A 13,468-nucleotide genomic window follows, 5' to 3' on the forward strand; every position below is an offset into this window, starting at 1 on the left:
GGAAGCACTACGCATGAAGCGATTGGCCGGACTTTCCGCACTTGCCTTGATTATCTCCAGCACCAGTGGCTGTGGATGGGTCTGGGGCCCGGAAGGTTATTTCCGTGACCGTGGTAGCGATTACCTGGAAGCGCAACAGACTGCACCTATGCAATTGCCAACGGACGTCAGCACTGCCAAGCGTCTGGATCCGCTGCTGCCGATCCCGCGCAACGTGGCCGATGACACCGTCAAGGGCGAATACATCGTGCCGCGTCCGCAGCCGCTGTCCGCTGCTGCCGATGCCAGTGCCTACTCGCTGCAGAAGAGCGGTGATTCGAGATCGATCCTGGCCCAAAACCCGCCAGCCGAAGTCTGGCCAGTGGCTGTGCAGTTCTTCCAGGACAACGGTTTCCGTCTGGATGAACAGCGCCCGCAAACCGGCGAGTTCACCACCACCTGGCAGCATTCCGACGAACTGTCCGCCGCGATGGCCAAGCGCCTGAGCGCAGCCGGTGTCGGCGCCGACAGCGAAACCCGCGTGCGGGTCCGTATCGAGCCAGGCGTGCAGCGCAACACCAGTGAAGTCTATGTGGTCAGCGCCGAGCGTCCTGCCGGCAGCACCGCCGATGTGGCCTTCACCAACCGTTCGGTCAACACGGGCCTGGACGCAGCGCTGGTCGACGACATGCTGGCAAGCATGAGCCGCACGTCGGAGAAGGGCGGTTCGGTCTCCATGCTGGCCTCGCGTGATTTTGATGCGCCAAGCCGTGTCAGCCTGAGCGAAGACGGCAGCGGCAACCCGGTTCTGAACGTCGGCACCGACCTGGATCGTGCCTGGTCGAGCGTCGGTCGTGCGCTGGAGCAGGGCGAATGGCGCGTTGAAGACATCAACCGCAGCCTGGGCCTGTACTACATCAACCTGGCCGAAAAAGCCGAGAAGAAAGACGAGAAGCCTGGTTTCCTCAGCGGTTTGTTCGGCAGCAAGCCGGACAAGGAAGAAGTTGAAGCCCGTGCCGAGCGTTATCAGGTTCGCCTGAGCAAGGTAGGCGATACCGTTCAGGTCACCGTCGAGAAAAACATCAACACCGTGGCGCCGGCTGACGTGGCGCGCAAAGTGTTGAGCGTGATTCAGGACAACCTGGGCTGATCACATGCGTTTTGCCGTTCTCGGCAGCGGTAGCCAAGGGAACGGCACGCTGATAGCCAGCGCTGACACGTATGTGCTGGTGGATTGTGGTTTCTCCTTGCGGGAAACCGAAAAACGCTTGCTGCGCCTGGGTGTGAACCCGGCGCAGTTGAGCGCGATACTCGTGACCCACGAACATGCCGACCACGTGCATGGCGTGGGTTTGCTGTCTCGGCGCTACAATCTGCCTGTCTACCTCAGTCGCGGCACCCTGCGCGGGATGCGCAAACCGATTGAACCGGCTGGCCTTCTGGCTGGCGGCGAGCAACTGCAGATCGGCGCACTGAGCATCGGCGTCATTGCCGTGGCCCACGATGCACAGGAGCCGACGCAATATGTGTTCAGTGACGGTGAGCGGCGCTTCGGCCTGTTGACCGACCTGGGCTCGTACTGCAACAAGGTGCTGGACGGCTATCGTGACCTCGATGCGTTGATGATCGAGGCCAACCATTGCCGTGACATGCTGGCTCGCGGTCACTACCCGTACTTTCTCAAGCAGCGGGTGGGTGGTGAACTGGGGCATTTGAACAACCACCAGGCGGCATTCCTGGTGTCCGAGTTGGGCTGGCAAGGCCTGCAACACCTGGTCCTGGCCCATCTGAGCAGCAAGAACAACCTGCCGCAGCTGGCCCGGCAATGTTTTGTCGACACCCTCGGGTGCGACCCGGACTGGCTGCAACTGGCCGATCAAGATTCAGGGCTCGACTGGCGACACATCGCCTAGCCCACCTACTTAGCAAGCGGAGCCCATCATGGAAAAACGTGAAGAACTCTACCGCGGCAAAGCCAAATCGGTTTTCAAGACCGATGACGCTGACCGCTTGATCCTGCTGTTTCGCAACGACACTTCGGCGTTCGACGGCAAGCGCATCGAGCAGCTCGACCGCAAAGGCATGGTGAACAACAAGTTCAACGCCTTCATCATGCAGAAACTCGAAGCAGCCGGCGTGCCGACTCAATTCGACAAACTGCTGGGCGACAACGAATGCCTGGTGAAAAAACTCGACATGATCCCGGTCGAGTGCGTCGTGCGTAACTACGCCGCCGGCAGCCTGGTCAAGCGCCTGGGCGTCGAAGAGGGCATGAAGCTCAACCCTTACACCTTCGAACTGTTCCTGAAGGACGACGCCAAGGGCGACCCGTTCATCAACGAATCCCACGTCGTGGCGTTCGGTTGGGGCACCGCCGAGCAACTGGTTCGCATGAAAGAACTGTCGCTCAAGGTCAACGAAGTCCTGAGCAAACTGTTCGACGACGCCGGCCTGCTGCTGGTCGACTTCAAACTCGAATTCGGCGTGTTCTCCGACGGCTCCATCGTCCTGGGCGACGAATTCAGCCCGGACGGTTGCCGTCTGTGGGACAAGGCCACCGGCAAGAAAATGGACAAGGACCGCTTCCGTCAGGGCCTCGGTGACGTCATCGAAGCCTACGAAGAAGTCGCCAATCGTCTGGGCGTACCGCTTTAATCGACGCAAGCATCTGATAGCACGGAAAAAATTTCGCCTTGGGGGTTCGCTTCCGGCAAAAGTGTTGTTATGATGCGCGCCGTTGGAGAGATGCCAGAGTGGCCGAATGGGACGGATTCGAAATCCGTTGTACCTTCACCGGTACCTAGGGTTCGAATCCCTATCTCTCCGCCATACATAAAAACCCCCGTAGATTAAGGTCTGCGGGGGTTTTTCGTTTTTGCATTGTACGTAGAGGTTGTACGTAAAAAATGCACCAGAAAAATTCTAGAATCCGGAAATTTTGGGCTCCTTTTTTTAAATCGGACCATACATATGAAAGGGGATCCATAAGCCCCTTTAGGCCGTTCTGACAGGATGTAGTCGGGTCCCGGTATCTTGACAATCCATCGTGATAACTTCAGCTGCGGTGCATACGAGTAGTTGCAGTGTTGGCGTCACGCTGCTCACCCACGGAGTTCCCCAGGCCGTAGCACTTGGCCTCAATCGCGAAATCCACCAGCACGGACGTTTCCGGGCGCCCGATACGCAGCTTGCCGATACCATCGCGACCACCATCGCGGAATGGCCTGGTCAGATCCAGCTCCACCGTATTCGGCAGGCACAGCCTGACCAGATTAGCTGCGCAATGCTCGAAGGCATAGGGATTGCTCTGGAAGTGCTGATGCAGTTTGGCCAGCATCGCCTTGTCCGATGTGGAGGAGGGCAGCTGTTCCAGCTTCGAGCGTACCGGCTGTGAGCGCTTGGCAATCAGTGGCGTGTACTGACCGGACTTGATCCACTTCAACCACTCTGTAGGAGCATGCTTACTGTCGACTCCTACAACCCCTTCATGGATAATGTCGTTCAGCCAAGCGCGGGGGGTGTTCTGCAGATTCAATACAGTGAAGGTCGCTCTGTAATTCTGGAAGCGTTGCCCGGCGGTGGTGTGCCATACCGCAACCAAGTCATCGTTGTGCGTGCTTCCAATGGCCCCCGGTATAGCCAAGCCACGGAACACCACATCACGGTAAATGCCGGCCTTGGTGAAGATCAGAATGGGTGGAATTTTGTCCCGTTCACCGGCATTCAACCGGCTGAACACCAGCTCCAGTAGAAAATTGCCGCGGCGAGGCGCTTCATTCAGCTTTCGTCCCGGCTTCTTGTTGTCCCCGTAGTAAGTGAATACGCCCGTCGTCAGATCCAAATTATCCGGCCAGTCCAAGTCCTCCATGCTGGAGGTCAGGACGATCAACCGAGGATCCTCGTACGTCCCTCGAATCCGGAAGCCACCGCCATTGCTTAGGCTCAACAGCTTAGTCAAAGGGTCATCGCTTGCGTTACCTTTGCGCCCGCCGGCGTACCTTGCGTCGATCAACAGATCGTCGGTTTCCAACTGCTCCAGAGAAAACACCAGGTTGTCGCTCATTGACTGTCCTTGTTCATAAAATTGGTTGAATGATGCCGGGAACCTGGTAGCCTGGCCAGACTGAAAGAATGGAAGAGTTTCCAATGGAGCAGATACGCGCTTTTGACATGTTCTGCGGTGCTGGCGGTGCCAGCCTGGGGGCTCGTGAAGCTGGGGCCACAATTGTTGGTGGTGTCGACCTCTGGGGCCCGGCCGTAGAATCCTTCAAGCTCAACTTCAAGGACGCACATGTCTTCGAGCAGGATCTGCGCAGCCTCACGCCCGAAGAGGTTCTGGCCAAAACCGGCCCGATCGACCTGCTTATCTCCTCTCCTGAATGCACCCACCATACCTGCGCCCGTGGTGCAAAGCCGCGCTCGGAAGAAAGCAAGGACACTGCCTTCCAGGTCATCCGCTACGCCGAAGTCATGAAGCCGCGCTGGATCACCCTGGAAAACGTCGTCCACATGAAACCTTGGGCCCGCTACGACGAACTCAAGGCCGAACTGGCTCGTCTCAAATATAAAGTGCACGAGCAGATCATCGATGCCTCTCTATTTGGTGTCGCCCAGCGTCGCCGCCGCCTATTCATGATCGCCGACCTACAGGAACAGTCGCAGGAGATTCTGCCGCTACGCCCGAGCTACCGGACTGTTTGGGACATCCTGGCGCCGGAAGGCACCTACAAGATGAACCCACTGCGAACCGAGCGCCGCGCCAAGGACACGCTGGCACGTGCAGAGCGCGCCATTGCTGAACTTGGCCCGGACAAGGCTTTCCTCATCGTCTACTACGGCACCGATGGTGCCGGTGGCTGGCAACGGATGAGCGAGCCGCTACGTACCATCACCACCGTAGATCGATTTGCCTACGTGAAGCCGACTCCGGAAGGCCACATGATGCGCATGCTCCAGCCTGATGAGCTTCGCCGAGCAATGGGCTTCCCTGACAAGTATCAGTTTCCGCAAGTAAGCCGTAGGGATAGGGTCAAGCTCATGGGGAATGCGGTATGTTCCCCTGTGATGGAAGCGATTGTTGCGTCGCTGAAGGCTGGATAGGATACTGGCCAGACTGAAGAGGCCGCCCAACGCCTTGATCTCTACAGGGACTGTAGCGATGAAAATCACCACCATTCAATATTGCTTAAAACCTCCCTGTGAGGCTTTTTCTGTTTCTAGCACTAGGTAATTCGGGTGAGCATCAATCAAGAAGATTTCAAACAGCGATTTCGCCCGCGAGCTAACGTACTTCAGTTGCTTGGAGATGAACTGATTGGCAGCCGTAATCTGGTTGTGTTTGAGCTTGTGAAGAATGCTTATGATGCTGGTCCTAATGAAGTTTCCGTTGTTCTGAATCTTACGGATAGGGAAAGCCCAGGAATTTCCGTCAAAGACGATGACGATGGAGTATCACTCCAAACGATCCAGGATGTTTGGCTTGTGCCTGGCAATGATCATAAAAAGGCTCAGCTGGCAGGGACCTCCGGCAAAAAAGATGCTACTCATCGGCAGGTCGCCTGACATGGCCTCGGAACGTACTGTCGATATCTCACCAAGGGCTTCCGCACTGATCAATTCCCTCAGGGGGTTGGGCTATTCCCCTGAAACTGCAATCGCCGATCTGGTCGATAACAGCATCACCGCAGGCGCCTCCGTCCTCGAGGTCGACGTTCAATGGAACGACGGAAATCCGACTGCTGCCATGCTCGATAACGGGAGCGGCATGGACGAGAAACGACTCACCGAGGCCATGCAGCTCGGTGGTGATAGCCCAGGGGCAGCCAGAAGTGACAACGACCTCGGCCGTTTCGGCATGGGACTAAAAACAGCGTCGCTCTCTCAGAGCAGCCGCATGACTGTGGTCTCCAGAACGGCAGAGAGCACCACCGCAATCACCATGGATGTCGGGGTCATTACAGCACGCGGCTGGGTGGCCACTGTTCCAGACCCGCTGCCGAATCACTCGCTTGTGGCAAAGCTGCTTTCCCTCCAATCTGGGACGGTCGTGTTGTGGGAAAACATCGATGAACTGAGCGGCCTCTCTGGTCTTTCCAAAGAGGCCTTTTACCTTCGGCTGGAAGAAATCCGCGGCCATCTCGGCATGGTATTTCATCGTTTCATCAACGGTGATGCCGAACGACTTGTCATCATCCTCAACGGACGACCGGTCAAAGCCTGGGACCCCTTCCAGTCTCAACATCCGGCCACCATTAGCATGCCAGTCGAAAGAATCAGGCTCACGGGCTCTTCATTCAGCGTGAAGCCCTGCGTGTTGCCCCATCGTGACCGGTTCTCCAATGACAGCGAGTATGAGGCAGCGGGCGGTCCTGGTGGATGGGCTGCACGCCAAGGCTTCTACGTCTACCGGGGTAAGCGCTTGCTCGTACCTGGCAGCTGGCTCGGACTTGGTGGCTCTCGAGCATGGACAAGAGACGAAACCAGTCGTCTTGCTCGTATTCAGGTCGACCTTCCAACCGACATGGACCGGGATTGGCGTATTGACGTCAGGAAATCACAGGCCCGCCCGCCAGGAGCACTCAGAGCCCGCCTGACAGCGATAGCTGGACGTTGCAGACAGGAAGCACGCGAAGTATTCGCGTTTCGTGGACAGGGACCACGCGTCCGTGGGGGGGCACGCGAAGCACTCGCCGTATGGCTGGCAACTGAAGGGCCAAACGGCACGCTGTACCGTATCAATCGGGATCATCCGGTTATCGCCGCTTACCGCGAGGCGGCTCGCGGACTTCGCGCTCTGAATGCAGTGCTGTCCATTATCGAGAGAAGTGTCCCGGTTGAACGCATCTGGCTGGATGTTTCTGAATCAGAGGGTAGAGAAACTCCGACGCTGCATGCTGATGAAATAGCATCACTGGCTGATCAGTTGGCCGAATTGAGCCGCCTACTGCCCGAGAGCATGACGCTTGATCAACGCGTTGACATTCTTCTTTTCAACCTACCCGGGGACTTGGCAAGACTCAAGGTGGAACTGACACGAAAACTAGGGGGCAATAATGTTTGAAGTCGTTGAGGCGCTCGCACTGAGAGCGAGGAAAATTCTGCAAATTCAGAAAGAGGCCGGTGAGAAGATCGACCGTACCTCAATCACAAAACTGCTTGAACTTGATGCCCCCATTTTCACCTTAACTACAAAGCAGACCGTCAGCCCAGAGCAGATTGAAGCCGCAACGCGATTACTCTGGACCATCTTTATCACCGAACAGGGACCGGCTCTTTTCCTGAAGGGTAAAGAAGGCGACCGTCCGGCGCCCTGGTATGTCGGTGAGCGCAGGCAGGCAGGCCATTTCATGCAACGCTACCTCAGCAAGCTCGAGGAGGATAAGTGGCCTGAACACTCCAGAAATGAGCTCAAGGAGAGCACTGCTCGCATTCTCGAAGCCATGGACGACCCATGCCGTGCTGGGACCTGGGATTGGCGGGGGTTGGTTGTTGGTGATGTGCAGTCAGGCAAGACCGCCAGTTATGCAGGCGTTGTCAATCGCGCTGCGGATGCGGGATACCGCATCATCATCGTACTCGCCGGTATGCACAAAATTCTGCGTCTCCAGACGCAGAAGCGCTTCGATCTTGACGTTTTAGGCTATGACACCAATCCAAAGAACCGCCAGACAAACCAGCCCTTGCGGCCAGTCGGTGTTGGCACCTTCACTCCTCTGCTCGTCGATAGCCTCACAATGGCGGACATGAATGGGGACTTCAGTCAGAAGCTCGCGGACCAAGCCAACTTCTCACCAGACAGCAAACCTTGTCTTTTCATCGTCAAGAAGAACGCAAAGGTGCTTGAAAATCTGAACAATTGGATCGCCCGCCTGCCTGCTCTAGCAAAAACAGCCCCTGTCCTCGTCATTGATGATGAGGCTGATCAGGCTTCGGTTGATACAGGTGACCAGCCCGTGCTTGAGGATGGCACGTTCAAGGAGGAATACGACCCCAAACGCGTCAACGGTGAAATACGCAAGCTGCTGATGAAGTTCGAGCGGCGCGTCTACTTGGGATACACAGCGACACCGTTTGCAAATATCTTTATTCACGACGAAAGGTCGGCGAAGGATTATGGTCCTGATCTCTTCCCGTCGACCTTCATATCGGCTCTTACCCCACCGGATGATTACTTTGGTCCGGCAGCTGTTTTCGGGACAACCGACGATGCCGATAGCATCGGTCTGCCTCTCGTCCGTCCGTTCGATCAGTTGGGTGAGAACTGGATACCGGAAAAGCATGACAAGACGCTCAAGCCACGATTCAACGGACAGGACGTCATCCCTCCCAGCCTGGAAGAAGCAATAGACAGCTTCCTCCTTACGTGCGCCGCGCGTTCGGCACGCGGACAATGCACCGAGCACAACTCCATGCTTGTACACGTCTCGCGGTTCGTCGACGTGCACGAAGAGGTTCATCGCCAAGTCGAGCGATACCTGCATACGGTGCGCGCAATGATCTCGAATGGCGACCAAGAGACCCTGCGACGCTTAAAGGGGGTGTGGGACACCGACTTTTTCTCCACAACGCGCGCAGTGAAGCCCACCGTGCACGGCCGCAACACAATTGATCTTACCTGGGACCAGGTCCGCGTACGAATTGCTGACAGTTCGGACAAGATCAAGGTGATCACCGCGAATGGCAAGACGAAGGCGGACATCGATTATGACCTCTACAAAGGTATTGGCCTTTCGGTCATCGCTGTGGGCGGTGATAAGCTCTCACGAGGCTTGACGCTCGAGGGACTGTCCTCAAGCTACTTCCTCCGTACATCTCATCAATATGACAGTCTTTTGCAGATGGGACGGTGGTTCGGCTATCGTCGGGGCTTTGCCGACCTTTGCCGCCTCTATACCACTCCCGATATGGAGGACTGGTTCAGGTACGTGGCTACAGCTCAGAAGGAGCTGCGAGCTCAGTTCTTCGAGATGGAGCAGAGGGGGGGCACACCGAAAGAATTCGGTTTGAAGGTTGCCGTTCATGATGTCCTGAAAGTCACCGCGAAGAACAAGCAGCGCCACGCTGAGGAACGTCAGAGCAGCTACGCCGGTGAAGGCAAGATCCAGACAGTCATGTTCAATGACAAAAGGACGCTGGATCTCAATGCCGACGTGACTGACGACTTCATTCGCAGTCTCGGAAAAGGCACGGAAAATCCCGCTCGCCCCGGACCGCCAGGAAAAACGGCGGACGGTGTACTATGGTCTGGCGTTCCCGGACAGAGAGTCTCCGCATATCTCAAGGATCTCACTTTCCCCCCGGAAAGCCTCCAGCTGAATGGCAGCGCTCTAGCTTCGTATATCAATGCACAGTTGGTGATGGAACATCCCGAACTTACCGACTGGACAATCTTTCTCGCTACAGGGAATAAGAAAGAGGTCACGATAGCGGAGCAGTCGCGTAAATGCGTTCTGCGCGAACCCCGAAAGCCAAGGAATGCACGGCCTCTACCTACCGATCGCTTCATTATCGGTACGGCCCTCAGTCCCCTTGATCAAGCTATCGATTTGACCGACGCGGAGTTTGAAGAAGCTCTATCTCATACGAATATGGAGCGCAGATCGCGCAGATTGGGCGACACTGACGTTCCCTCGGGTGAGTGCATCAGAAAGGTTCGAGGTCGACGCCCGCAGAATGGCCTCCTGATCATCTATCCCATCGATCCTGAAGTAGCGAAGGTCGAATCGGCTGATAGGCCGGTTATCAGCGTGGTAGTCAGCTTCCCCGATAGTAATGCTGCTGACAAACGTATTTTCCTTTTCAACAGTGTCTTGCTGCGCGAGGAACTATGACTTGGCTTTCCGCACTGAACGATGCCTGGGATGAGCTCGCGCAGACCGCGCCCGTAGCTCATCAGTTTCGGTCGAAGCTTATCTCCACGGAGGTACCCCTCGATATCCTTGCAGGGATGCGCGCGATGGATGGCGCGCCATGCCTGATGCTTCAGACAGCCCCTGCACCAGATGCTCTTTTCGAGCTTGGTGGCATGCGTCTGAATACCGTGCCAGACGCGTCAGGAATCTTTCTTGTGCTTTCCCTCGAGGACAGCACAAGACGCGACCTTTTCACGACTATCTGTGCAGATGTTGTTGCCGCTTCGGTCCAGGCGAACAGTGCAGATGCATTAGAGCAGTTTCTGGCTCGCCTTGACGCTTGGCGCCAATTTCTTCGGGATCGGCATGATGGACTCTCCCGCCGGGAGACAGTCGGACTGATCGGTGAGTTAGTCGTGCTAGAGAAACTCTTGATTATTGATCCAGGCTGTCTCGATACATGGACATCTCCACGAGACGGGTTACATGACTTCGCTCGAGTTGGACATGCCTTGGAAGTCAAGAGCTCCATCGGTCCCGCAGCCTCAATCACGGTCTCAAAACTTGATCAACTGGACACAACTGATCTCCGTCGGCTCGAGCTACTTCATGTGCGAATGGTCGAAGCACAAGATGGCCATACTTTACGTGACCTGATCGTTGCGATCGCTGACCGACTGCCTAGCCAGGCCGCTCGTCTTACTTTCGAGAACGCTATTCTGCGCCGTGGCCTTCTACCAGGGGATGATATTGCGCGCAGTGCACCAAGAGTACAGGTGCGTGGGATGGACTGCTATTCTGTTACGGGCGGGTTCCCGCGCCTGCTCCGAGCCTCACTCCCCGTAGCAATTACTGAAGCCACCTACACGCTTGATGTTCGCGCGCTGTCCACTTTCTCTATAGATATAACGGCGGCCCTTGAAGCGTTCATTCAAGGAGATCGTTCATGAGTGACGACGCACTTACAGAGTTCCATCAAGAGCTGGTTGCCGAAGTAGAAGAAGGCCTATCGACCGAAGAGCCTTTCTCAGCAAACATCTTTACCCGCTTGATCCTTGAACGCCTGGAGGAGGCCGGCCATTTTGACAGCACCTTCCCCCTCTACCAGGAAGGTCCGATCCGCAATACACGGTATCGCATTGATGGCTACACGTACGATGAGGATCGCGCTCGCCTGGACCTGTTCACCACGATCTACTCCGGCGATCTTACAGCCAGCAAAATTCCTGCCGCCGACACTACCCGTGCTCTGGAAAGAGCCCTGCGATTTGCCAGTGCCTGCGTCGACGGTCTCGCATCTCTCCTTGAGCCTTCGAACACCGATGCCAGTGACCTCGCTCGCTTGATAGAAGGCGAAGCAAAAAACCTCTCAGCAATCAGAATCGTGCTGCTCACCGACGGTATCGTTGGCAACATCACGCCTCCAGCGGAGTGGCGCGAAAAACCCGTGGAGTTCGAGGCCTATGACATTGTCCGCCTCTTCCGTGTACTAGGCGAAGGCGAAACCCGCACAGATATCGCCGTTGACTTGATAGCCTTGTCAGGAAAAGGATTGCCCTGCCTGCATGTGCCTGCACAGAATGACGATTACGATGCCTATCTTGCGGTCCTTCCCGGTGAAGTCCTGTCTCAGGTATATGAGCGCTACGGCGTCCGCCTCCTTGAGCTGAACGTTCGTGCGTTTTTGGGACTTCAGGGGCGCAAGAGCGTTAACGCTGAGCTTAGACGTACGATCGCCGATCAGCCGTCCATGTTCCTCGCATTCAATAATGGCATCGTCGCCACTGTCGATGATCTGGATGTCGCCCCCAATGCCACGGGCGGCATCGAAATACGCTCTCTCAAGGGCCTGCAGATCGTGAACGGTGGTCAGACTACCGCCTCACTGCACCGAGCCCGGCGTAAGGACTCTATTAGCCTTGAGCATGTAGCCGTCCCGGTAAAGATCATCAAAGTGGGTGGCGCCGACCTGAGTGAAATGGTCTCCTGCATCTCACGCGCAGCCAACCGGCAGAATACGGTCCAGCTCGCAGACTTCTCCGCAAACGACCCCTTCCATCAGCAGATTGAAACACTGGCCAACACGACTTGGCTCGATGACGGTAAAGGGCGCTGGTTCTATGAACGCGCCCGCGGCTCCTATCTGGCGGCTGAACAGAAGGCAGCCTATCGCATATCAGACACGAAAATATTCCGTCAGCAAACCCCAAAGCAGCGCCGCCTCAGCAAGCTCGACGTTGCCCGCTACCTCAGCGCCTGGTCCAGCCTCCCCGACAAGGTTTGCCTCGGTGGCCAGAAGAACTTCCAGATCTTCATGCAGCGACTCAAGGACGAGCCGACCCGCACGCCAGACCAGAATTGGTTCAAACGCCTGATAGCGATCGCGATCCTTTATCGCTCCGCAGAAAAGAAGATAAAGAGCATGAGGTTCCCTGCATATAGTGCTCAGATCATCGCCTATGTCATCGCTGGCATCTCACATCGCACAGGAGGGCGTATCGATTTCGATCTTCTTTGGTCGAAACAAGTAGTCAGTCCCGAACTCGAACAACTTATCGCCGGCTGGGCCATAAAACTCGACGAAGTTATGCGCAAATCAGCTGGTCAGCGAAACCCTAGCGAATGGTTCAAGAAAGCAGATTGCTGGAAAGACATCCAGGATAAGCTTCCTGAGTTTTCCGATCCCCTGCCATCCGAGCTCTCTTACTCAGCCGGAGAAGCAACGGACGGTATCAAGCCAATGATCCCCACCGGCACTCATACCGCCGCAGACTATGAGCGCATCGCTCGCTGTATGGAAATACCGGCAACTATCTGGCTTGAAGTAGCCGAGCGTGGAGAGCAAACAAACACCATCCATTGGAAAGTAGCAGGTATATGCCGCACCATGGCGACCTACGCCGCAGGCGGTTGGCAGCGAAAGCCGACTGCCAGACAGGCAAAACCGGCCCTCGAAGCGGTCATTGCTGTCGAAAGGGCTGGGCTGGTTAATGCAGGACTGCTGGCACAGCAGGTCGATGTTAATTAGGTCTGAGCCTGCGCCTCGGAAGAACGCTGAGGCAATCACTGCGTTCGGTACTCCGTGTAGTGGTTGCCCGTCAGGTGCATTGCCACTGGGTCGCTCAGATCGTCGGCCACCAGCACATAAAGGTATGAACGATGAAGGCACCCAAGGACCTGATCCGCATTCACTTCGACGATTCGGGCAACTTTGAAGAATCTGCCTCCGGTCGGTTCTTCCTGGACCCAGGCAACGGATCCTCGCTCGACCTTTCCGCAGTGCGGATCCTCGGCTGCCACGTCGACACGGACCGCCAACTGTACACCGGCGTGCTTCGTCCCGAGGTCCTTGTCCTGTTCGAGGCCTCGGAGCTGGTCGACTTCGCTGGACGACAATGGCATCCAGGACGGGTAGGGCGAGGACTCCGGCTACCGTTTCAAGCTGCAGAACGCAGAACTCGGCCTAGTCCTGCTGATCAAGAACTACAACGTCAAGGCCGAATTATCATGCCTCCACCTGAAGTTCGAAGTCAGCCCTAATCTGATCGAGCAGTACTCGCCCAGCAACCTGCAGGTAATGCTCAATGAGCTGGCTCGCGAGATCCTCGCCGCGGTTGAACAGGCTGGGTCGAGTTTTA

General features: G+C 56.3%; 11 protein-coding genes and 1 tRNA gene. 10 read left to right on the forward strand and 2 right to left on the reverse strand.

Annotated elements, in window-relative coordinates:
* Window positions 1–13 precede the first annotated feature (13 nt).
* From bamC to KGA97_RS13155, 4 genes are all read left to right on the forward strand, one after another.
* The gene (gene bamC / locus KGA97_RS13140) at window positions 14–1,129 is read left to right on the forward strand and encodes an outer membrane protein assembly factor BamC (RefSeq protein WP_008034927.1); all 1,116 of its coding nucleotides are present in this window, start codon (window positions 14–16) and stop codon (window positions 1,127–1,129) included.
* A 4-nt stretch (window positions 1,130–1,133) separates the two neighbouring features.
* Window positions 1,134–1,892 (forward strand): MBL fold metallo-hydrolase, encoded by a 759-nt coding sequence (locus KGA97_RS13145; RefSeq protein WP_008034928.1) that lies wholly within the window; start codon window positions 1,134–1,136, stop codon window positions 1,890–1,892.
* 28 nt (window positions 1,893–1,920) lie between these two features.
* Window positions 1,921–2,634, forward strand: coding sequence for a phosphoribosylaminoimidazolesuccinocarboxamide synthase (gene purC / locus KGA97_RS13150; protein WP_008034929.1), 714 nt, complete (start codon window positions 1,921–1,923; stop codon window positions 2,632–2,634).
* An 84-nt stretch (window positions 2,635–2,718) separates the two neighbouring features.
* A tRNA-Ser gene (locus KGA97_RS13155) sits at window positions 2,719–2,808 on the forward strand.
* A gap of 226 nt (window positions 2,809–3,034) precedes the next feature.
* On the opposite strand, the gene KGA97_RS13160 is transcribed toward KGA97_RS13155, so the two are convergent.
* Window positions 3,035–4,042, reverse strand: coding sequence for a restriction endonuclease (locus KGA97_RS13160; RefSeq protein WP_223480895.1), 1,008 nt, complete (start codon window positions 4,040–4,042; stop codon window positions 3,035–3,037).
* An 83-nt stretch (window positions 4,043–4,125) separates the two neighbouring features.
* Between KGA97_RS13160 and KGA97_RS13165 the strand changes: the two genes are divergently transcribed.
* The 6 genes from KGA97_RS13165 (at window position 4,126) to KGA97_RS13190 (ending at window position 12,858) form a co-directional block, all read left to right on the forward strand.
* On the forward strand, window positions 4,126–5,079 hold the full coding sequence (locus tag KGA97_RS13165; protein WP_214496455.1) for a DNA cytosine methyltransferase: 954 nt from the start codon (window positions 4,126–4,128) through the stop codon (window positions 5,077–5,079).
* A gap of 135 nt (window positions 5,080–5,214) precedes the next feature.
* Entirely contained in the window at window positions 5,215–5,541 is a 327-nt protein-coding gene (locus tag KGA97_RS13170; RefSeq protein WP_223480896.1) for an ATP-binding protein, read from the forward strand.
* A gap of 1 nt (window position 5,542) precedes the next feature.
* Window positions 5,543–7,039 carry an ATP-binding protein gene (locus KGA97_RS13175; RefSeq protein WP_223480897.1) on the forward strand — a complete coding sequence of 499 codons (1,497 nt, stop codon included), beginning with the start codon at window positions 5,543–5,545 and terminating at the stop codon, window positions 7,037–7,039.
* A complete protein-coding gene (locus KGA97_RS13180; protein ID WP_223480898.1) occupies window positions 7,032–9,809 on the forward strand; it encodes a Z1 domain-containing protein in 2,778 nt (925 codons plus the stop codon). The genes KGA97_RS13175 and KGA97_RS13180 overlap by 8 nt, the downstream gene beginning before the upstream one ends.
* Complete coding sequence (locus KGA97_RS13185; protein ID WP_214496452.1) at window positions 9,806–10,780, forward strand: PD-(D/E)XK motif protein; 975 nt, start codon at window positions 9,806–9,808, stop codon at window positions 10,778–10,780. Before KGA97_RS13180 ends, KGA97_RS13185 begins: the two co-directional genes overlap by 4 nt.
* Window positions 10,777–12,858, forward strand: a complete 2,082-nt coding sequence (locus tag KGA97_RS13190) for an AIPR family protein (protein ID WP_223480899.1) — start codon at window positions 10,777–10,779, stop codon at window positions 12,856–12,858. The genes KGA97_RS13185 and KGA97_RS13190 overlap by 4 nt, the downstream gene beginning before the upstream one ends.
* A gap of 35 nt (window positions 12,859–12,893) precedes the next feature.
* Here the strand turns inward: KGA97_RS13190 and KGA97_RS13195 are convergent, their stop codons facing one another.
* Window positions 12,894–13,226 carry a hypothetical protein gene (locus KGA97_RS13195; protein ID WP_223480900.1) on the reverse strand — a complete coding sequence of 111 codons (333 nt, stop codon included), beginning with the start codon at window positions 13,224–13,226 and terminating at the stop codon, window positions 12,894–12,896.
* Window positions 13,227–13,468 lie beyond the last annotated feature (242 nt).

The sequence above is a fragment of the Pseudomonas sp. BF-B-15 genome (genome assembly GCF_019946675.1).
GTDB classification, from domain to species: domain Bacteria; phylum Pseudomonadota; class Gammaproteobacteria; order Pseudomonadales; family Pseudomonadaceae; genus Aquipseudomonas; species Aquipseudomonas migulae.